A 20,392-nucleotide genomic window follows, 5' to 3' on the forward strand; every position below is an offset into this window, starting at 1 on the left:
ACACCCCCCTACTCAGAAAAATTGGTAGTTAAGGGAAACCACAACCCAGTTCTCCTTATATTCCCTGGACGCAACGTCACTGGTCTTCTGCTCGTGCCCGATGGCAGATCGAATAGCCATTCTGGTCGTCAACTGGTAATCGAGCCCGACGGACAACCGGGCCAGGTCATCTTCGGTGTCTTCCTCTTCAAAGCTCCGCCGCTCGTATCTGGCGTCGGTAAACCACGAGAGCAGCTCCGTAACCGGCCGTGAATAGAGCAGGTCAATCCCTCTTCGCTCTTCACGGTCGCCGGTCTGGACATAATCACTGCGACTGATAAATAGCCCGGCCCTGATTGCCGAGCCATCGCTGAACTGGTTGCTGTAGCCCGCCCTTATAGCAGTGACTTCCACAGTGGAGGATTGGGTCAGGTTAAAATTGAAGTCCTCAAACTGAAGGCCCAGGATAGAGGTCTGGTCTGTTAGGCGGCGGTTGGCATTCAGGGTAAATTCGCTGCTGGGATTGATTGCCCGTATCAGGTTGAAGGTGCCGGTGACACCGCTGCTGGAGACCGACTGGCTACCCAATCGGGTTTCAAGGCGGTTTCCGCCGAGGGAACCGCTTATCTGGGTTGTTGCCCAGACCTTACTGAAGGTGACAACTGCGGATTCACGGTCCAGTTCTTCGTCAGTATCCAACTCTGTACGTTCTGCACTGACAGACAGGCCACCCTGCAGTGTTTCGCTGAAGCTATGGTTGTAGGCAACTATTCCGGTAACGCGGTCGCTGTCTGGCTGCTCCGGTTCTTCAAATTCAGTGTTTCCGTAGGCGGCGGAGAACTGCAACTGGTCGACCTGGGTTAATCGCATCGTATAAACCGGGCCGGTGCGGAACACGTTTTTGCGGGTGCGGTTGTCCCGGGTGCTAGCCAGGCGGGTATCCTGTGTCACCTGGCTGATTCTATCGAAAGCCTGCCACACCAAGCCATCGGCCAGTTCGCACTGCCCGCTCAAGCTGCCATTGGTGTATACCTCCGGATCAAAGGTGTCCTGGTACCAGTAGCCGTAGCCGAGCCCCATGTCTACCGAGGATGTGCATCGCCCGGGGTCACCAAGATATTGGAAATTCAGGTTTACCCGGGTTTTCAGATCACTTTCTGCGTTGTTTTCAACGCGGCGCGAGTTATCGGAGTAGCGGTTGTCAATACCACCAGACAGACTGCTGGTGGCAGCGACTGCCGGTCCGGTTCCTGCCAGCAACAAACCTGCGCCGATGGAGGCAATCCACCGGGTCTTCACTGATCCGTCTACATCATCCATTGATTACGGCTCCTACAAACTTTTCGGGATCAAACGCCCGGGCAGCATTTTCCACGGCGGTAGCGGTTATCCGACCGTGCGGTACCACTAGCATGGAGTAGTCACACAGTTCGCCAAGAATACGGGCATCCGGTGAATCACCAATGGGCGCTGTGTCCAGCACAATGAAGCGGTCTGGGTAACGGCGGCGGATTGCCTGCAGGAACTGCTTCATGCGGAATGAGGTGAAGAACTCCGCTGGCGTTTCACGCTGGCTGCCTGCTGGTATCAGACGCAGGCGTGGGATGCCCGTGGGATAGATAATCCGACCGATGTCGTAGTCCGGGTCTTCAAGGAAGTCCGTCAGCCCGGTTTCGGCGGCCAGATCCAACTGGGAGTGCAGCGTTGGGTTGCGTAGGTTACAGTCGATGATCAGTGCGGTTTTGGACTGGTCAAAGGCAAACGCTGCTGCCAGGTTGAGGGCCATAAAAGAGGCTCCCGCACCTTCACAGGCCCCGCTGACCACCATGGTGAAGTTGTTGCCACCTGACAGTTCCAGCAGTTTGGTACGCAGGTGGCGAAACCGGTTGACAAGCGCCCGATTTTGGGATTCCGGATAAATGATGCGCCGCTCATCCATATCGTCGCGGGTGAGCCGGCGAGGCTCCTGCATCTTGACGATCTGTTTGCTGATCACGTACTTGTCGACGGCACCGGGGCCCAGCTCCAGGGAACTCGGTACCAGCATGCGGGAGTCATCCCACTGGGAGAAGTCATTGCCGTGCATGTTATCGGGAGCCGTGCTCTGCCTCCGCAAATCGCCCGCTCGCTCCGTTGCCTTGAAATCCACTCCATCGCTGTTGTTATCGCGGGCGCGGGTATCGGCTTTCATATCTTCCCTTTCCCTTTCCCTTTTCCTTTCCCTTTCCCGTTTTTGCTCTGTCATTAAATAACTCCCATCAGAGCAGCACCGGCAACACCACCATAGGCAGCTACAACCAGCACGGCGCATACAGCGACCGAAACGGTTAAAAAGCGATCTCTACGTTTCTCGTAGGGCGTTCGTACATGGGGAATCTCTGCCAGCACAGGCAGGCCAATGCCATCTTCAAGCTGTTTTCGGGCCCGTATACGGGGGTCAATCTGCAGTACGCCGGCCGCCAGGCCGAACGGGGTCAGGGCTCCGAGAATCAGGCCAGCGGCCGCAAACAGCTGGAACTGCGGCCCAATCGGGTCCAAAGGATATTGAGCGGTTTCGTTGATGCGGAAATTCAGCCCCTGACCTTCTATGTCCAGGTGCATCGATACACGGGCTCTCTCGCGACGCCTGAGCAGGTCGTTGTAGATCTGCTCGTTGACTTCCATATCCCGGGTGAGCTCGGAATACTGGGTCTTATTTTCCTGGATGCGCGCCATACGCTTTTCCTGCTCAGCGATCAGGTTCTCCAGGGAATTGATGCGTGATTCCTGGGTACGGACGCTGGCGCGGGTTTTGGCCACTTCCGCGCTGATGTCCTGGTACAGGGGATTGACCAATTGGTCGCTTTCACTAACGGCCTGGTCCAGTTCACCGCTCTGGGTTGCCCGGTTCCGTTGCTTTCTCAGCTCTGCAATCTGTTCCTTCAGTACAATAATATCCGGGTAGGTGTCGTGGTACTGCAGCCGCAGCTCATCCAGCAGCGTTTCCTTCTCGCGGATTCTGCGGGTGTAGGCATCCGCCGTCCGGCTCTGACTGAGCATGGAGGGCACGTTTTCCAGTTGTGACTCCAGTGATTCAGCCCGCGCCATCAATTCGGAGCGCTCCAGTTCGGCCAGTTCCAGTTCCCGACGCAGATTCGCCATGCGAGCATTCGCTTCGCTTTCCGTTCCGTCAACATTCTCAGAGAGGAACTTCTTCAGTTTTTGTTCAACCTCGGCGAGGATCGACTCGTAGTTTTTGACCTGTTTGTCGATGAAATCGTAGGCGTTGCGGCTCTCTTTGCGCTTTCTTGCCGAGTTCTCGGCGATAAAAAGCTGACCCAGGCGTTGTGCAATGCGGAAGGCTTGCATCGGCGACTCGGAGGTGTAGCCGATACTGAAGTAGCTGTCTCCGCGGGGGCGTACGTTCATGTTGGCGCGAAGTATACCGACCCTCCGCTCCATTTCCTCGTCTGTGAGCTGGTCGGCATCTTTGCCGAAGATGGTCTTATCCTTCGCAATCTGTAACATGACATCCCTGGACCAGAGCATCTCCCTGACTACCGACGTGCGTTCGCTGATTTTGGTAGTGACAGCACTGCCTTCCATTAGCGGTCGGATAATGTTCTGGTCATCCACAAATATCACAACCTGAGACTGATACTGATAAGGGTAGACAAATCCCGCCAATAATACAGCGAAACTGACAATAGCGAACAAGAATAAGGCCAGCCACTTACGTAACCGGACCTCTCTGATTATTTCTGAAGGGAGCTGACTTAATGGAAGTGCCATCTATCCTACCTTTTAGCCGATTCGGCGGCCTGCTTTACAGAACGGTTATAGCCGATCTCAAAAATTCCGTTCCGGAACGGTGAGGATATCTCCGGGCCGCATACGGTAATTGGTGGATATATCGCCCTTGTCCAGAATGTCGCCGAGCCGTACCGGGATAGCTACCACCCTATTGCCCGATAAGCGGTACAGCATGGAATCATTAAGTTTGGCAAAGGGATTTGCACCGCCTGCGCTCAGCACCATGTCCAGGACCGTCATTCCGGACCTGTGGGGTACGGAAATGGGCTGATTGACCGCGCCGGTTACCCGCACCCGGTCGCTAAACTCGTAGCTGCCCATTGACGTAACCACAACAGTTACCTGAGGTTCGCGGATATAGTTTGTCAGTCCCTGCTCGATTTCGCTGGCAAGCTGTTCCGGGGTCTTACCGGTGGCCATCAGATCACCAATGAGTGGCATGGATACCCGGCCGTCCGGCCGCACGGCAACGTTGATACTGAGATCCGCATTACGCCAGACCGAGATCTGGATTGCATCCGTTGGGCCGAGCACGTACTCGTCAACACCCGTTGAGGTCTGCATACTGAGGGCTTCGTTTATGGCTTCTTGCGACGATGGCTGAGGCCCGGCACAACCCGTGACAAACGCTACCGCCATGAGGGACACCAACAATCCCTGTAATGAATTCTTCGATGACATTGTCATTCCTCTCTGATTCCGTTTCTGCTTCCATGTCTCGGGGAGAGCAAGTCCCGAAACTACCTTGATCCTTTCTTGAACAATACCACTTCTACTGTCTGAATTATAATCAATAAATCCAGCAACAGGCTTTGATTCTTGATGTAATAGAGGTCGTAACGAAGTTTTTCCCGCGTATCCTCTTCATTATCTGCATAGGCAAAACAAAGCTGAGCCCAGCCAGTCAAACCCGGTTTGACACGAAGGCGCTCTCTGTAGAACGGTATCTTTTCGGACAACTGCTCCACGAACACCGGGCGTTCCGGGCGTGGGCCGACGAAGGCCATGGTACCGTTCAGCACGTTGAAGATTTGTGGCAGTTCGTCGATCCGTAGTTTTCGGATAACCTCGCCCACCCGGGTTACCCGGGTGTCGTTTTTGCTGGCCCAGACCGCTCCATGTCTCTCCGCATCGGTAACCATGGAGCGAAATTTGTACACTTTGAAGACCCTGCCGTTGAGCCCCACCCGTTCCTGGCTGTAAAGCGCCGGCGCCCTGAAGCCATCTTCTATTTTTATGGCCATGACGGAAAGGATCATCAACGGCAAACTCACGAGCAGGAGCATTGTTGCTGCCAGGATATCCAGTGACCGTTTACCAAATCCGAAGACGGACGAGACGGTAAAACCATCGGAAAACACCAACCAGCCGCGAGTGACCATTTCCAGCGCCACTTTTCTGGACTCCCGCTCATAGAAGCTGGCGCCATCGACAATCTTTACGCCTTCCATCTTACATTCCAACAGGTCTTCCATGGGCAGGCCTTTGCGCCGATCGTCCACGGCCACCACGATTTCACTGACCGGATGCTTGATGATGAACTGGTGAAGTGTAGTGGGAATGTTCAGCAAGTAGTCTTCGCTGATCTCAACCGGCTCGTCCGGCAGAGGGATAAAGCCCACCAGGATGAAGCCTTTGCGGTTCAATGGCGTTTTAAGGTCTTCGTGAATCTGCCTGGCGCGGAAGCCAGCGCCCAAGACCAGCACCTTTCGCTTGAAGGCGTCCTTGCCCACAGTGTCGAAAAAGATTGAGCGCGCGATGCCGATCAGGAAAAAGCCGAATACAGACCCTGTTGTCAAAACACCACTTGCGCCGAGGTACCACAGCCAATCCGCAGCCAGCAGGTAGGCGAAACCGCTTAAAGGAATGCTGACAATCAACGCCATGATGGTGCGAAGCATCATGCCCGACATGCCCTCCTCCAGGTGGGACTGGTGAACACCAAGCGCCACCATCACCAAAAGGTTCATTGCCGAAAAAACAACCGCGGATGGCAACAAAAAACGCAGGTTTTCAAGGAAGAAGGAAAGATCGCCGAAGTAGCGAAAAAATACGGTCAGGGCGAAGGCAAAGGCCAGCAGCAAAAAGTCAATCAGGCCGAGGATGAGATACGGAAGATGGATGTAATGTCTGAACAATCTGACGTGGGCCACGCCAACTCCTTTTGCTGCTCACAACAATGAAACAACGCATCCAGTGCGTTTACATACAGCGTTATATGAACAGCAGTGTACTGTAAATTTCTGTAACTGCAATTGGCGGTAAGCAAAACAGGTCCCTTTTAGTGTAAAGGAAACTGACAACGCAGGGCTTCCGAGTTGTCAGTTTCCCCTGTATCTGGCGTTACGACTTCTTGCGCATGCGAGCGAGAATAAGTCCGACGAGACCAAGACCGAACAGCGCCAGGGTGCCGGGTTCCGGGACTGCAACGGTGCCGACGGTTACGTTGTCCAGGCCGTAGCCGTCATTCGGGCTGTTGGAAAAGATCGACACGCTTCCAAGGCCAGCCGTGTCGAAAATGGAGATATAGAAAATCCTGCCGTTACCCAAAGCTGTTCCGAAGATGTCGCTAAAATTGAAGTCCACGCCGCCAATGGAAAACCGGCCACCTGAATCATTAGGATCCGTCATGTAGAGCCCCATGGCGTTGTAACCCGCAGCCGGCGAGATACTCATTTCCCTGGCGTCCATGCTGTCCAGCCAGTTGTCACCAGACACGGAATAGCGCCCGCTGAAAGGCGTTGTGCCCGCGTCAAGAACAGCGAGGCCTTGGGTGCAGTCGTAACCGCCGCTGTCGCAAAGGCCGCCCGAACCCGGCGACGCGCTGGTAAAGCTGCCAACACCAACCTGGGAGTTAATGGAAACTGACTGATCGCCAGGGTTGTAAAAGGTGTTATCGTCGAACGTTTCGGTGAGGTAGCCGCCGCTCAGGGTTGCCAGGAAGTCGCTTTCGGCCTGGCCAGCGGCGGTTCCGCCCTGGGGGCTGACGGAGAGAATGGGCACCGCGGAAACCCCGGAGCAGGCGCCAAAGAGCAGTCCGGTTGCAATAATGATTGTTACCTTGTTCATATCAGTACTCCATTCACCTGATGTAATTCGCTTTCACTGGAGTACTGAATGCACGGTTTGTGCCATAATATTAATTGATTATTTTTCAGTGACGTATGAAAACGCACCTCCCCCGCTGTAAATTAAACTGACACCCACTGTTTCATATTCAGATCACAAAAAGTGCGACAAACTCATGCACTGGCGTGCCTTCCAGCGCCTTCTGATCCTTGCAGAGCTGGTAGATCCGATCACAGCGCTGGCCAGGGAACCGGGTGGCGAGGTTGTTGTTGAATTTGTCTTCCAATAGCGGAATCCCTTCCTTTCTGCGGCGACGGTGGCCGATGGGATACTCGACTGCGACCTTGTCGGTGGTGCTGCCATCGTTGAAGAACACCTGAATGGCGTTGGCAATGGAGCGCTTGTCCTCTTCCAGATACTCGCGGGTATACCTTTCGTCTTCCACCACTTCCATTTTTTCCCGAATCTGGTCGATAACCGGATTGGCTTCGTGGAAGCTGTCTTCGTAGTGTTCCGCGGTGAGGCTCCCAAAGATCAGCGGCACTGCCGCCATGTACTGCAGGCAGTGATCCCTGTCCGCCGCGTTCGCAAGCCTGCCCTGCTTGGAGATGATGCGGATGGCGGATTCGTGGGTGGTGATGACAATCCGGTCTATCTCGTCGAGCCGGTCTTTGACCTGGGGGTGCAGGGTTACTGCCGCTTCCGCCGCTGTCTGGGCGTGGAACTCCGCCGGGAAGGAGATCTTGAACAGGATGTTCTCCATCACGTAGGAGCCCAATTCCTGGGGCAAAGAAAACTGGCGCTTATCCTCGGGCTTCAGCTTCTGATCTTTGTTGGTCTTGCTGAACAGCACGTCATAGAAGCCCCATTGAGGGGCTGTCAGTGCGCTCGGAATACCCATCTCCCCTCGCATGGCGATGTCTGCCAATCGTACGGCGCGGGACGTGGCATCCCCTGCTGCCCAGGATTTCCTGGAGCCGGCATTGGGCGCGTGGCGGTAGGTTCGTAATGACTGGCCGTCTACCCAGGCGTGGGACAGGGCCGACAGCAATTGCTCCCGGTTGGCACCCATCAGTTTTGCGGTGACGGCGGTGGATGCCACTTTGACCAGCACCACATGGTCCAGCCCTACCCGGTTGAAGGAATTTTCGAGCGCCAGCACACCCTGGATTTCATGGGCCATGATCATGGCTTCGAGCACGTCCTTCATGGTCAGCGGTTCTTTGCCTTCCGCCACTTTTTTCTGGGAAAGATGATCAGCGACCGCAAGTATACCCCCCAGGTTGTCAGACGGATGACCCCATTCGGCGGCAAGCCAGGTGTCGTTGTAGTCCAGCCAGCGGATGATGCAGCCAATATCCCAGGCCGCTTTCACCGGATCCAGCCGGAAGGAGGTTCCGGGAACACGGGCGCCGTGGGGGACTACTGTACCCTCGACGAGCGGGCCGAGGTGTTTTGTGCATTCGGGGAACCGAAGGGCCAGCAGGCCGCAGCCCAATGTGTCCATCAGGCAGTTTCGGGCCGTGTTCCAGGCTTCTTTGCTTTTTATCCGGTAGCCGAGGGTGTAATCGGCGATGGTCTGTATGAGCTGGTCGTAGTCGGGGCGTTCGTTGAGATCGAATGTTGCTGACATGGCAGTGACTCCTCTGATTTTGGTGCCCTTCAGTCACAGATTAGCGCACCCGGCACTGAGGCCCAAGATCCAAAGGACAGCAAAAGGAAAGAAGTGCCGGGCACCATTCACTTCTCACTTCCAGTACCCGGACTTGGCTTGCCAATCAGGCCTGGCTCTTTCTTCTGCTCAAACCTTCTTCTGCTCAAACCGAAACCAGCGAGCCTTCATTAGTAGGAGCTTGAAAAAGCACCCTATTAAATTCGTATTATACTCCTCCACCAAATATGTAAATAAAACTGACAGCCAGAATGGCGGCGGTTGTAACACAATATTTACACACTCTTTCAAATACCTGTTAACTTTATATATCTGTTAACATTAACTACACCTGCTTGACCGGGCAGCTAAAATTTATATATAAATCATTATCTTACTATTTGTTATCAGGACATAACCCAACCTTAATTAATTTTTTTTAATAACCAGATCCCCGCCGTATTTCTCTAATTTCACTTCAACTGTTTGTTTGCACTTCAGTTCTTTAAAGTAAATCGTTTTCAAAGCCGTAATGGTACAACATGGTTTTGCCGACCTTATCTCGCCTATAATCTCTGCGCAATTAATGAACAACCCATTAGCAAACTTTAACGAAGCATTCATAGAAGTCATCGATAAACCATGGAAATGCCAGTGAATCGCACCGCTACCGAATCTGCAATTGACGAATGGGCCACTATTCTGGGTGAATCCGGAGTCGTTGCGGCTGACGCAGCAGAGTTTGGCGCCTCCACAACAGGAGCGAAGCGCTCAATTCCGGCGGTGCTCCGCCCTGAGAACCAGGAGCAGGTCGCAGCGGTTCTTCAGGTTGCGCAACGCTGGCAAGTTGCGGTTTATCCCGTAAGCACGGGCAATAACTGGGGCTACGGTAGTGCCAATCCGGTTGAAGACGGCTGCGTCATCCTTGATCTGAGCCGGCTTGACCGTATTTCCGATTTTGATCCCGACATGGGCGTTGTCACTGTTGGGCCCGGCGTAACCCAGGGCGCCCTGAGGGACTTCCTTGATCACCATGATGGCAATTATCTCGTTCCGGTAACCGGCGCGGGCCCCACCTGCAGCATTCTTGGCAATGCGCTTGAGCGGGGTTACGGCATCACGCCGATTACTGACCATTTTGCAGCGGTGACAAAGATAGAAGCGATCCTGCCCGACGGCACCCTTTACCGGACGCCGCTCAGCGAACTTGGCGGTGCGGAAGTGGACGGGCTTTTCAAATGGGGCCTCGGCCCTTATCTCGATGGGCTCTTCAGCCAGGGGAATTTCGGAGTGGTTGTGAATATGACCATCGCCCTTGCGCCGGCTCCCGACACCGTGACGGCGTTTTTCTTTTCCACGAAGGACGACGCCAAACTGGAAGCGCTGGTGCCCACCGTCAGGGCGGTGTTGCGAGCGCTCGGCGGTTCGGTTGTGGCGATTAACCTGCTCAACAGCCAACGCATGCTCTCGATGATGACACCCTTCCCTGAAGACAGGGCCATTGACGGTGTTCTGCCTGCTCACGAAGTTGAACGTCTCGCCAACAGTCATGGCGTTCCTGCCTGGAGCGGGGTTGGTGCGATTTATGCCTCAAAGGAGGTAGCCCGAGCGGCCCGACGCACGCTACGGCGGCTTCTGGGCCCGGTAACCGACCGTCTCGTTTTTATCAACCAGCGAAAAGTTGACCTGGCGCGGACTATTGCCCGCGTGCTACCCGGCAGGCTGGCTGCACGGGTTAAGGGCATGGCGGATACCCTCTCCGGCGCGCTGGAAATCATGCATGGCACCCCCAACGATGTCGCGCTGGCGCTGGCCTATTGGCGCTCAGGCACCCTGCCCGAGACTGGGCAGCCCAAAAACCCCGCACGGGATGGCTGTGGGCTCATATGGTTCGCGCCGCTGGTTCCGATACGGGGAAAAGACGTTCGCCGCTACATCAATATGATTGAACGAATTTGCCCGCAGTACGGTGTCAATCCGTTAATTACATTGACGACAGTAAACGATCGCTGCTTCGACTCTACCGTTCCCCTGCTCTTTGATCGCAGGGACGAGAATGCGACAGCACGGGCCAACGACTGCTATCGCGCCCTGTATGAAGCGGGGCAGAAAGAAGGCTTCCTGCCCTACCGCCTCAACATCGACGCGATGAGCACCCTGAATACCAGTGACTCTGCTTTCTCCAGGCTGGCCAGTCAACTGAAAGCTGCAGTCGACCCCAATTTCATCCTGGCGCCCGGACGTTACGTGCCCAGGATCAAGCGTTCCGAGGTCTGATGGGCTGTAACCTCGATACACCCGTTGTACGCCGCCAGTGGAAGTTAAGACGGCGCTTTTTCTCCATGGACTATCGTCAAAACAGCTCCCTGAACGGGAAAACATGAGGACCTGAAAATGAACACAGGGTTTGCACTTCGGCATGAAACAGAATACACAAATAACCAACCGACCCAGGAAGACGTCAGTACTATTTTCAACTCGGTATTCAATGTCGAGTTGGCGACGTCTCCAGAGGTGATTAACGAGGTCTTCGAACTTCGGTACAAGGTTTATTGCATTGACCGGCCTTTCGAGGACCCCGATTGCTTCGCTGATAAACGCGAGCACGATGCCTACGATCCGCGATCCGCGCACGCCCTGATCCGACACCAAATGACGGGAGACAGCGTTGCCACCGTTCGTCTCGTTATGACGGGCGATAACCCGGAACAGGCTGACTTTCCGATGGAAGCCCCCTGTATCCACCGGATGGGTCAGCAGGCACGGGACGCATTTGCAGGCGCACGCCGCGAGCGGATCGCAGAAATTTCCCGCATGGCGGTCAGCCGGGAGTTTCGGCGGCGTCTCAATGAGGGCGAATCAGCCTCGGGCACCAGCGATTTCGTCTGCTACAGCGATTCGGAAAATGGTAAACGCGCCATGCCCTATATCAGTCTTGGGCTTTTCGCCGCGATTCTCCAGATGTCGGTCAGACATGGCATAACCCACTGGATGGCAGTCATGGAGCCGGCGCAGCTGCGCCTGTTAAAGCGATTTGGTGTGGAGTTTGATCATGTGGGACCGGTGCTGGAGTATCACGGCCTCCGCCGCCCTGCTTTCACTGAGGCAGCGTCACTGATTGAAGGTATAAGGAGGCGCCGTCCGGATGTCTGGTCGCTGATTACGGACGCCGGACGGTACCTGCCTGCGAAACCGAACACCGACTAACGAAAAAGCCCCCGGGTTCCTGCCGGGGGCTTCTTTTTTTCAGCACTCTCATCTGAACATTAAAACTGTTCAAACGTTATGCTTTCGCTGCTTTCTTCCTGCGCGACAGACCAAGGCCGGCCAGGCCCAGACCCAGCAGTGCCAGGGTGCCTGGCTCAGGTACGCTAACCGGTCTAGCCTCAATACGGAACGAGGTCTCGAAAGTGTTGGGGCCACCCTCTGGAGTCAGAAGACCCACACATCCGCTATTAGCACCCGCGGCTGTACAGGCATCATCAGGCAGCGTCATCAGGCCAGCCAGGTCAAGGAACACCGAGTAGGTATAGCCCTCCATAGTGAACTGCTGTGGAGGGAGGGCTCCACCGGTAAAGGGACCCAAACCCTCAATGTCGGTAAGGGTGAAAATATCACCGCAGGGATCGGGCAGTCCATCGGCACAGGTTCCGCTACCCGGGTTGTTCGGCGTTTCCGTAAAGCGACTGTTGAAGGTAATCGGGGGCAGCACCTCGGTACTGCCAACACCCATCGGTAAAAGCGGATTCAGGGTGAGCGTGGAGGTCAGGTCAAACGATAACAGCGTATCGAAACTCAAATCGATAGTATTATTGTTATGGGTAAATACGCCACCGTCTACGGAGCCCATATTGGTTTCAAGTTTTGGAAGGCTACCATCAGCTGTGGAATCGACATCAGTAATCGAAACGGACGACCGACTCGTAGCTGTCGTTCCACCCCATGAAATCACATTTGGGTCGCTAGTATCCTGAGTACCGGGGTTGGCGCTCCCTTTATTAGTGAATGTCGCGTTGGAGAAATTGCTGTCGACCGTATAATCCCATGTGGTAATCAGATCCGCGCTGGCAGATGCCGCGCCCAGCGCAAATGGCACAACAAGCGTTGATAAAAGCGTTCTTTTAAGTGCAGTGTTCATAGTTATCTCTCCTTGAAGGTGAACGCTGGCAGCTGGAATTCAGGCAAGCACGTCAGCGGTGTATCGCTACACGCATCATCCATACCAAATATTTAAACTGATTATCTTTCATAAACTTAAAATTTCGGCCTGGTGGATGTGGAGATGCAGGTGTAAGTATCTTCGACATTGAAGGAGCGTAAATGCATCGTCTTCCACGCTATGTATTTTTTGGAGAGGTATGTAAGCAGGGTCGATTAGAACAAAAACATTTAAAGAGATCGATTTATAGTTATTACAGAATTAAAAATGCCGTTAAACAGCAGACTGACTTCCGAGTGCGTAAATTATGCTGACGCCAGGAACCCGGGACCGGAGTATATCGCATCCAGGTGGACCCGCCAGCGAGGAAGTCCCCACCCTATTACCAAATTGATCGAACGTGTTTATACGCTCGGATTCGACTTCATCCAAAGCCACAAACCGCACCCCCTCAATCTCACTGACTGTCTCAAGCCAGTCATCGAGATTCATGCCCAGGGTCAGCCGGTCCCGCCCCACAAGCAATGCAATTTCCCATGCTGATATAGCTGACACGAGAAATTGTCACACCATGGTCATTGGGTATAGTCATTACTATATATCCGGCAGATGACTACAGTAAGCAGCCATCTGACAATTGGGTACTTGGCACCCTCACCCAGCCAGGCGCATCACTCACTATCGGCCCAACAGATCGTCTATTTCAACCTGCAAAGCTTTCGCAATCGCTCTGAGAACTTTTGTTGAACCCGTTTTGGTGCCAGCCTCAATTTGTGACACATACGATTTGCCAATACCGGCTTCTGTGCCCAGTGATTCCTGAGTATAGCCGCGATATTCCCTCCAAATCTTCAGCGGGTGTTCATCTCCAGACATGAGGCGCTTAGCGATAGCCGCAGGAATGCTTTCATCTTCTCCGGCGGAAAGTTCAGCCATCGCAACATCGGCATCCTGAATATCACGCGCATCCTGTGCCATCTCAAGCAACTCTTGATACTCGGCATAGGGAATGACTGCGTATTCGGGTTTTCCCGATTTTTCAATAATCTGCACGCTCATTTTTAAATATCTCCTCTGGCGCCGACTTTCAATACCAGTAAAATCAGCTCACCATTATCAAAACTGCAAATCGCCCTGTATCCACCCTGGCGAAGGCGCCAATAAGGCTTTCCTTTCATCGGCTTCCAGTCGCCACGGTAGTTGTCTGGATCCAGCGCAATCGCTTCGAGTTCGGACATTATCCTTTCTGCTACTGGCCTGGGGGCTTTCTTCAGTGCTTTCAGTGCGGATTTTTTGTATTTCAGTGAGTACATGCGGAAAGTTTACGAATAGGTTTACTGTAGGTCAACACTTGGAATGAAAAACGAGCGAGCCTGATTGGTAAAGTGGGGCCGGTGACCAGTATTCAGGCGAAGCAGAGCCGGGGCAACCCCGGCCTTTAAATGCAGGCTTTACTAAGGTCCTGTCAGACCGAATCCCCCGGCACTCTCACCCAGGCACTCTCACCCAGGCACTTTCACCCAGGCACTTTCACCCAACCTTCCATTAACACCCTCGCACTGCGGCTCATGATGGCTTTGGTGGCGGTCCACTGGTTATTCACCAGACTGGCTTCTGCGCCAACCTGCAGGGTGCCGGACGGGTGACCGAAGGTCACTGAGGTGCGGTCGCCACCACCGGCGGCTTCATTCACCAGGGTTCCCGGAATGGCTGCAGCAGTAGCAATGGCTACGGCGGCTGTGCCCATCATGGCGTGATGGAGTTTGCCCATGGATAGGGCCCGGACCAGTACATCCACATCCCCTTCCCCGATCTGTTTGCCGCTTGATGACACGTAATCGGAGGGTTTGGCCACGAAGGCGACTTTCGGGGTGTGCTGGCGATTGGCGGCTTCCTTGATGTTCTGGATCAGCCCCATCTTCACGGCGCCGTGGGCGCGGATGGTTTCGAACATGGCCAGGGCTTCGGGGTTGCTGTTGATGGCGTCCTGCAGCTCCGTGCCCTTGTAGCCGATGTCTCCCGCGTTCAGAAAGATGGTGGGAATGCCGGCGTTGATCATCGTGGCCTTGAGGGTGCCTACGCCAGGCACTTCCAGATCGTCCACCAGATTGCCGGTGGGGAACATGGAACCTTCACCATCCGCCGGGTCCATGAATTCCACCTGCACTTCAGCCGCGGGGAAGGTGACGCCGTCCAGTTCGAAATCGCCGGTTTCCTGGACTTCACCGTTGGTGATGGGCACGTGGGCGACGATGGTTTTCTTGATGTTGGCCTGCCAGATGCGCACGGTGCAGGTGCCATTTTCAGGAATCCGGTCTTTGGCGACGAAGCCGCCGTTGATGGCGAAGGCGCCCACGGCGGCTGTGAGGTTGCCGCAGTTGCCGCTCCAGTCTACGAAGGGCTTGTCGATGGAGACCTGGCCGAACAAGTAGTCCACATCGTGGTCCGGCTGGGTGGGCTCGGCCAGGATGACGGTTTTGCTGGTGCTGGAGGTGGCGCCGCCCATGCCGTCGATCTGTTTCTGGTAGGGGTCGGGGCTGCCGATAACGCGCAGCAGGAGTTTGTCCCGGGCTTCGCCTGGAGTCTGGCAGGGTTCTGGGAGGTCCTGAAGGCGGAAGAACACGCCTTTTGATGTACCGCCGCGCATGTAGGTGGCGGGGATTTTAATTTGGGGAGCGTGGGTCATTTTTCTGCTCTCTTGGTGAAGACGGGGTCAGATGAAAATTTCATCTGACCCCTTTGTCGATGCTATGGGTGCGGTGAACATGGGGTCAGAAGAAGGCTTTCTTCTGACCCCTTCTTCAACCCCGACCTCGGAGTTTGAAAATGGGGTCTGACCCCACGGGGTCAGACCCCTTGTTTACGCAGCACCTTCCGATTGCAGGAAATCTTCCGCAAACCGCTGCAACACGCCACCCGCACTGTAGATCGATACTTCTTCGGCGGTATCCAGGCGACAGGTCACTGGCACGCGTTCGGTGCTGCCGTTCTTGCGGTGGATGACCAGCGTCAGTTCGGCACGGGGCGCCGGGGTGCCTTCTACGTCGTAGGTTTCAGTGCCGTCTAGGGCGAGGGTCTTGCGTGTGGTGCCTTCTTCGAACTGCAGGGGCATCACGCCCATACCGATCAGGTTGGTGCGGTGAATCCGCTCGAATCCTTCGGCCACAATTGCTTCGACACCGGCGAGTGCCACGCCCTTGGCGGCCCAGTCACGGGAGGAGCCCTGGCCGTAGTCGGCGCCGGCGATGATGATCAGCGGCTGCTTGCGCTCCATGTAGGTTTCGATGGCTTCCCACATGCGGGTGACCTTGCCTTCCGGCTCGATACGCGCCAGCGAACCCTGCTTCACGTTGCCGTTTTCATCCCGGACCATTTCGTTGAACAGTTTCGGGTTGGCGAAGGTGGCACGCTGGGCAGTCAGGTGATCACCCCGGTGGGTGGCGTAGGAGTTAAAGTCTTCCTCCGGCACACCCATCTTGTGCAGGTATTCACCAGACGCACTGTTCATCAGGATGGCGTTGGACGGCGACAGGTGATCCGTGGTGATGTTATCCGGCAACACCGCCAGCGGACGCATGCCCTTGAGGGCTTTCTCACCCACCATGCCACCTTCCCAGTACGGCGGGCGGCGGATGTAGGTGCTCTGCGGGCGCCACTCATATAGCGGGTTGGTGTTGGCCTGGGCATCCCGGGTGATGTCGAACATCGGAATGTAAGTGCTGCGGAACTGCTCCGGCTTGACGCTGGATTTCACGATGGCATCGATCTCCGCATCATCCGGCCAGATGTCCTTCAGGGTGACGGGGTTGCCGTCTTTGTCATAGCCCAGGGCATCTTTCTCGATGTCGAAACGGATGGTGCCGGCGATGGCGTAGGCCACTACCAGCGGCGGCGACGCCAGGAACGCCTGCTTGGCGTAGGGGTGAATCCGGCCGTCGAAGTTCCGGTTTCCGGAGAGCACCGCGGTGGAGTACAGATCCCGGTCGATGATTTCCTGCTGGATTTTCGGATCCAGGGCGCCACTCATACCGTTACAGGTGGTGCAGGCAAAGGCCACCACGCCGAAACCGAGGTTTTCCAGCTCCGGCATCAGGCTGGCTTCTTCCAGGTACATCTTCACCGTTTTGGAGCCGGGCGCCAGGGAGGTTTTTACCCAGGGCTTGCGGGTCAGGCCCAGCTTGTTGGCGTTGCGGGCAATCAGCCCTGCCGCCACCATATTGCGGGGGTTGCTGGTGTTGGTGCAACTGGTGATGGCAGCGATGATCACCGCGCCATCCGGCATCTTGCCTTCTTCCTGTTCCCATTCACCGGCAATGCCGCGCTCTGCCAGCTCGGAAGTGGGCAGGTGAGCATGGGGGTTGGAGGGTCCGGCCAGGGTACGGGTGACTTTGGACAGGTCGAACTTCAGCACGCGCTCGTATTCGGCGTTCTTCATGCTGTCGGCCCACAAGCCGGTTTCCTTGGCGAATGTTTCTACCAGGGCGACCTGGTCGTCTTCACGGCCGGTCAGTTTCAGGTAATCGATGGTCTGGCCGTCGATATAGAACATGGCGGCAGTGGCGCCGTATTCCGGGGTCATGTTGGAGATGGTGGCACGGTCGCCGACGGTGAGGCTGTCAGCGCCTTCGCCGTAGAATTCCAGGTAGGCGCCGACTACGCGCTCCTTACGCAGGAATTCGGTGATGGCCAAGACCATATCGGTCCCGGTAATGCCCGGCTGCAGTCGGCCAGTCAGCTCCACGCCCACGATGTCCGGCAGGCGCATCATGGAAGCGCGACCAAGCATTACGCTCTCCGCTTCCAGGCCGCCCACGCCCACGGAAATGACGCCCAGGGCATCAACCATCGGGGTGTGGCTGTCGGTGCCTACGCAGGTGTCCGGGTAAGCAACGCCATCACGAGCCTGCACCACCGGGGACATCTTCTCCAGGTTGATCTGGTGCATGATGCCGTTGCCCGGGGGGATTACGTCCACGTTTTTGAACGCGGTCTTGGTCCAGTTGATGAAATGGAAACGGTCGTCGTTACGGCGGTCTTCAATCTGACGGTTCTTTTCGAACGCGTCTTTTTCGAAACCGGCGTGCTCAACGGCCAGGGAGTGATCCACGATCAGTTGGGTGGGAACCACCGGGTTGACCTTGGCGGGGTCACCGCCCTTCTCTGCTATGGCATCACGCAGGCCTGCCAGATCCACCAATGCGGTCTGGCCGAGGATGTCGTGGCACACCACTCGCGCCGGGTACCAGGGGAAGTCCAGGTCGCGCTTGCGCTCGATCAGCTGCTTGAGGGAATCGGTCAGTGCCTCGGGATTGCAGCGGCGAACCAGTTGTTCGGCCAGGATTTTGGAGGTGTACGGCAGTTTGTCGTAGGCGCCGGCCTGGATGTCTTCCACAGCCTGGCGGGTGTCGAAATAGTCCAGGTCGGTGCCTGGGAGATTCTTGCGGTATTCAGTGTTCATGGTCAGCAACTCGGTGGTGTGGACATGGGGTCTGACCCCTTGGGGTCAGACCCCTCCTTCATGGCTCGGAGTTCGCGGTCTGAACTTGGGGTCTGACCCCACGGGGTCAGACCCCTTTTTCACTCCCTCAGGGCCGCTCGTCGATCGGCACCCACTTTGCATCCGCCGGGCCGGTGTAATCGGCGCTTGGGCGGATAATGCGGTTGTTTTCGCGTTGCTCTTTCACGTGGGCGGTCCAGCCGGAGACGCGGGACATCACGAAGATCGGGGTGAAGAGTTCGGTCGGGATGCCCATGAAGTGATAGGCCGAGGCGTGGTAGAAATCCGCGTTGCAGAACAGCTTCTTCTCTCGCCACATGACGGCTTCGCAGCGCTCGGACACCGGGTACAGCACGGTATCCCCCACTTCGTCTGCCAGCTTTTTGGACCACTGTTTGATAATGGCGTTGCGCGGATCGGAATCCTTGTAGATCGCGTGGCCGAAGCCCATGATCTTTTCCTTGCGCTCGAGCATGCCCATCAGGCCTTCTTCGGCTTCGTCCGGGGTTTTGAACTTCTGGATCAGCGCCATGGCGGCTTCGTTGGCACCACCGTGCAGCGGGCCTCGCAGGGTGCCGATGGCGCCGGTTACGCAGCTGTGGATGTCCGACAGCGTGGAGGCGCACACACGAGCAGTAAAGGTAGAGGCGTTGAATTCGTGCTCGGCGTAGAGGATCAGCGACACGTTCATCACGCGCTCGTGCAGCTCGCTGGGCTTCTTGCCGTGGAGCAGTTCCAGGAAGTGCCCGCCGATGGAATCGACATCGCTGTCGGTTTCAATGCGCACGCCTTCGTGGGCGAAGCGGTACCAGTAAGTAATGATCGACGGGAAGATCGCCAGCATTCGGTCGATTTTGTCGTCCTGCTCGCTGAAATCCTGTTCGGTTTCCAGGATACCCAGCATGGAACAACCGGTACGCATCACGTCCATCGGGTGCGCATCCTTGGGAATCTGCTCGAGCACGGTTTTCAGGGCAGCCGGCAGGCCACGCAGGCCATGGAGCCTTGTCTTGTAGGCAGCCAGTTCCTGGCGGTTCGGTAGTTTGCCGCGCAGCAGCAGGTAGGCGATTTCCTCGAACTGGGCCTTTTCTGCCAGATCGGCGATGTCGTAGCCGCGGTAAGTCAGGCCTGCGCCGCTCTTGCCAACGGTACACAATGCGGTTTCACCAGCCACCTGGCCCCGAAGGCCGGCGCCGTTCAGTTGTTTTGCTTCAGCCATTGTTGTCTCCCCATTATTCGGGATCTGACCCAACCGGGTCTGACCCCATTTTCAGTTTTAACATGGGGTCAGATGAAAATTTCATCTGACCCCGTTTTCATCTGACCCCATTTTCAGTCTTTAACCTTTGCTCTGCTGGAACAGTTGGTCCAGCTTCTGCTCGAAGTCGTGGTAGTTCAGGAAATCATACAGTTCCATCCGGGTCTGCATCAGGTCAACCACGTCCTTCTGGTCGCCCTTCTCCAGGATGTTCTGATAAACCGTCAGGGCGGCCTTGTTCATGGCGCGGAAGGCGCTGAGCGGGTACAGCACCATGTCGGCGCCGGCATCGGCCAGCTCTTTGCGGTTATACAGCGGCGTGGCGCCGAATTCGGTGATGTTGGCCAGAATGGGTGCATCCAGGGCGTCAGAGAATGCCTTGTAGTGTTCAAGCTCGGTAACCGCTTCGGCGAAAATACCGTCTGCACCGGCTTCGATGCAGGCCTTGGCACGCTCAATGGCGGCTTCCAGGCCTTCTTTCTGGAAGGCATCGGTACGGGCCATGATGAAGAAGTCTTTGTCTTCACGGGCATCAACCGCGGCTTTGATACGGTCTACCATTTCTTCCTGGGAGACGATTTCCTTGTTCGGGCGGTGACCGCAACGTTTCTGGGCAACCTGGTCTTCAATATGGACCGCTGCCGCGCCGGCACGTTCCATTTCGCGAATGGTTCGGCCGATGTTGAAGGCGCCGCCCCAGCCGGTGTCGATGTCGACCAGCAACGGAACGTCGGTGGCTGCGGTGATGCGGCGAACGTCTTCAACCACATCGTTCATGGAGGTCATGCCCAGATCCGGCAGGCCGTAGGAGGCGTTGGCCACACCACCACCGGACAGGTAGATCGCCTGGTGACCGACTTTCTCGGCCATCATGGCGGCGTAGGCGTTGATGGTTCCCACGATCTGCAGGGGCTGGTTTGCTTTCAGGGCCTTGCGGAAACGGGCGCCTGGGCTGAGTTTTTTGGACATGGTGTTGGCCTCTCTTGG

Annotated in this window: 16 protein-coding genes; 2 read left to right on the forward strand and 14 right to left on the reverse strand. The window is 55.9% G+C overall.

The genetic code is table 11. The features are described from left to right. Positions 1-12 precede the first annotated feature (12 nt). The 7 genes from D0851_RS03190 to prpD all read right to left on the reverse strand — a co-directional run bounded on the left by D0851_RS03190 (position 13) and on the right by prpD (position 8,473). Positions 13-1,299 (reverse strand): outer membrane beta-barrel protein, encoded by a 1,287-nt coding sequence (locus tag D0851_RS03190; protein ID WP_117617326.1) that lies wholly within the window; start codon positions 1,297-1,299, stop codon positions 13-15. After that, positions 1,292-2,170 carry a hypothetical protein gene (locus D0851_RS03195; RefSeq protein ID WP_227539429.1) on the reverse strand — a complete coding sequence of 293 codons (879 nt, stop codon included), beginning with the start codon at positions 2,168-2,170 and terminating at the stop codon, positions 1,292-1,294. Before D0851_RS03195 ends, D0851_RS03190 begins: the two co-directional genes overlap by 8 nt. Before the next feature lie 53 nt (positions 2,171-2,223). Next, a complete protein-coding gene (locus tag D0851_RS03200) occupies positions 2,224-3,750 on the reverse strand; it encodes an XrtA system polysaccharide chain length determinant (RefSeq protein WP_117617327.1) in 1,527 nt (508 codons plus the stop codon). 57 nt (positions 3,751-3,807) lie between these two features. Beyond that, positions 3,808-4,452: an XrtA/PEP-CTERM system exopolysaccharide export protein gene (locus D0851_RS03205; RefSeq protein ID WP_117617328.1), complete on the reverse strand. Its 645-nt coding sequence runs from the start codon at positions 4,450-4,452 to the stop codon at positions 3,808-3,810. A 59-nt stretch (positions 4,453-4,511) separates the two neighbouring features. Continuing rightward, on the reverse strand, positions 4,512-5,924 hold the full coding sequence (locus D0851_RS03210; protein ID WP_117617329.1) for a TIGR03013 family XrtA/PEP-CTERM system glycosyltransferase: 1,413 nt from the start codon (positions 5,922-5,924) through the stop codon (positions 4,512-4,514). Between the two features lie 190 nt (positions 5,925-6,114). Continuing rightward, positions 6,115-6,840 (reverse strand): PEP-CTERM sorting domain-containing protein, encoded by a 726-nt coding sequence (locus D0851_RS20440; protein WP_117617330.1) that lies wholly within the window; start codon positions 6,838-6,840, stop codon positions 6,115-6,117. Between the two features lie 148 nt (positions 6,841-6,988). Next, positions 6,989-8,473, reverse strand: a complete 1,485-nt coding sequence (prpD, locus tag D0851_RS03220; RefSeq protein WP_117617331.1) for a 2-methylcitrate dehydratase — start codon at positions 8,471-8,473, stop codon at positions 6,989-6,991. Between the two features lie 666 nt (positions 8,474-9,139). Here prpD and D0851_RS03225 point away from each other — a divergent pair. Together D0851_RS03225 and D0851_RS03230 are read left to right on the forward strand one after the other, a co-directional pair. Further along, positions 9,140-10,768, forward strand: coding sequence for an FAD-binding oxidoreductase (locus D0851_RS03225; RefSeq protein WP_264756475.1), 1,629 nt, complete (start codon positions 9,140-9,142; stop codon positions 10,766-10,768). A 117-nt stretch (positions 10,769-10,885) separates the two neighbouring features. Beyond that, positions 10,886-11,698 (forward strand): PEP-CTERM/exosortase system-associated acyltransferase, encoded by an 813-nt coding sequence (locus D0851_RS03230; RefSeq protein WP_117617333.1) that lies wholly within the window; start codon positions 10,886-10,888, stop codon positions 11,696-11,698. A gap of 76 nt (positions 11,699-11,774) precedes the next feature. On the opposite strand, the gene D0851_RS03235 is transcribed toward D0851_RS03230, so the two are convergent. The 7 genes from D0851_RS03235 to prpB form a co-directional block, all read right to left on the reverse strand. After that, positions 11,775-12,629 (reverse strand): THxN family PEP-CTERM protein, encoded by an 855-nt coding sequence (locus D0851_RS03235; protein WP_117617334.1) that lies wholly within the window; start codon positions 12,627-12,629, stop codon positions 11,775-11,777. Between the two features lie 699 nt (positions 12,630-13,328). Then, entirely contained in the window at positions 13,329-13,709 is a 381-nt protein-coding gene (locus D0851_RS03245; protein ID WP_117617335.1) for a helix-turn-helix domain-containing protein, read from the reverse strand. A 2-nt stretch (positions 13,710-13,711) separates the two neighbouring features. Next, positions 13,712-13,963, reverse strand: coding sequence for a type II toxin-antitoxin system RelE family toxin (locus D0851_RS03250; RefSeq protein ID WP_117617336.1), 252 nt, complete (start codon positions 13,961-13,963; stop codon positions 13,712-13,714). 203 nt (positions 13,964-14,166) lie between these two features. After that, positions 14,167-15,336, reverse strand: a complete 1,170-nt coding sequence (gene prpF, locus D0851_RS03255; RefSeq protein ID WP_117617337.1) for a 2-methylaconitate cis-trans isomerase PrpF — start codon at positions 15,334-15,336, stop codon at positions 14,167-14,169. A gap of 174 nt (positions 15,337-15,510) precedes the next feature. Next, entirely contained in the window at positions 15,511-18,108 is a 2,598-nt protein-coding gene (gene acnD, locus D0851_RS03260; RefSeq protein WP_117620261.1) for a Fe/S-dependent 2-methylisocitrate dehydratase AcnD, read from the reverse strand. A 127-nt stretch (positions 18,109-18,235) separates the two neighbouring features. Further along, positions 18,236-19,366 carry a 2-methylcitrate synthase gene (gene prpC, locus D0851_RS03265; protein ID WP_117617338.1) on the reverse strand — a complete coding sequence of 377 codons (1,131 nt, stop codon included), beginning with the start codon at positions 19,364-19,366 and terminating at the stop codon, positions 18,236-18,238. A 120-nt stretch (positions 19,367-19,486) separates the two neighbouring features. Further along, positions 19,487-20,374 carry a methylisocitrate lyase gene (gene prpB, locus D0851_RS03270; protein ID WP_117617339.1) on the reverse strand — a complete coding sequence of 296 codons (888 nt, stop codon included), beginning with the start codon at positions 20,372-20,374 and terminating at the stop codon, positions 19,487-19,489. Positions 20,375-20,392: the final 18 nt, after the last annotated feature.

The sequence above is a fragment of the Marinobacter sp. Arc7-DN-1 genome, assembly GCF_003441595.1.
Lineage (GTDB): Bacteria > Pseudomonadota > Gammaproteobacteria > Pseudomonadales > Oleiphilaceae > Marinobacter > Marinobacter metalliresistant.

Excerpts from the sequence above, each read along its gene's own strand:
- D0851_RS03190 (WP_117617326.1), bottom strand. The coding sequence starts at position 1,299 with ATGGATGATGTAGACGGATCAGTGAAGACCCGGTGGATTGCCTCCATC.
- D0851_RS03195 (WP_227539429.1), bottom strand. The coding sequence starts at position 2,170 with ATGAAAGCCGATACCCGCGCCCGCGATAACAACAGCGATGGAGTGGAT.
- D0851_RS03200 (WP_117617327.1), bottom strand. The coding sequence starts at position 3,750 with ATGGCACTTCCATTAAGTCAGCTCCCTTCAGAAATAATCAGAGAGGTC.
- D0851_RS03205 (WP_117617328.1), bottom strand. The coding sequence starts at position 4,452 with ATGTCATCGAAGAATTCATTACAGGGATTGTTGGTGTCCCTCATGGCG.
- D0851_RS20440 (WP_117617330.1), bottom strand. The coding sequence starts at position 6,840 with ATGAACAAGGTAACAATCATTATTGCAACCGGACTGCTCTTTGGCGCC.
- prpD (WP_117617331.1), bottom strand. The coding sequence starts at position 8,473 with ATGTCAGCAACATTCGATCTCAACGAACGCCCCGACTACGACCAGCTC.
- D0851_RS03225 (WP_264756475.1), top strand. The coding sequence starts at position 9,140 with ATGCCAGTGAATCGCACCGCTACCGAATCTGCAATTGACGAATGGGCC.
- D0851_RS03230 (WP_117617333.1), top strand. The coding sequence starts at position 10,886 with ATGAACACAGGGTTTGCACTTCGGCATGAAACAGAATACACAAATAAC.
- D0851_RS03235 (WP_117617334.1), bottom strand. The coding sequence starts at position 12,629 with ATGAACACTGCACTTAAAAGAACGCTTTTATCAACGCTTGTTGTGCCA.
- D0851_RS03245 (WP_117617335.1), bottom strand. The coding sequence starts at position 13,709 with ATGAGCGTGCAGATTATTGAAAAATCGGGAAAACCCGAATACGCAGTC.
- D0851_RS03250 (WP_117617336.1), bottom strand. The coding sequence starts at position 13,963 with ATGTACTCACTGAAATACAAAAAATCCGCACTGAAAGCACTGAAGAAA.
- prpF (WP_117617337.1), bottom strand. The coding sequence starts at position 15,336 with ATGACCCACGCTCCCCAAATTAAAATCCCCGCCACCTACATGCGCGGC.
- acnD (WP_117620261.1), bottom strand. The coding sequence starts at position 18,108 with ATGAACACTGAATACCGCAAGAATCTCCCAGGCACCGACCTGGACTAT.
- prpC (WP_117617338.1), bottom strand. The coding sequence starts at position 19,366 with ATGGCTGAAGCAAAACAACTGAACGGCGCCGGCCTTCGGGGCCAGGTG.
- prpB (WP_117617339.1), bottom strand. The coding sequence starts at position 20,374 with ATGTCCAAAAAACTCAGCCCAGGCGCCCGTTTCCGCAAGGCCCTGAAA.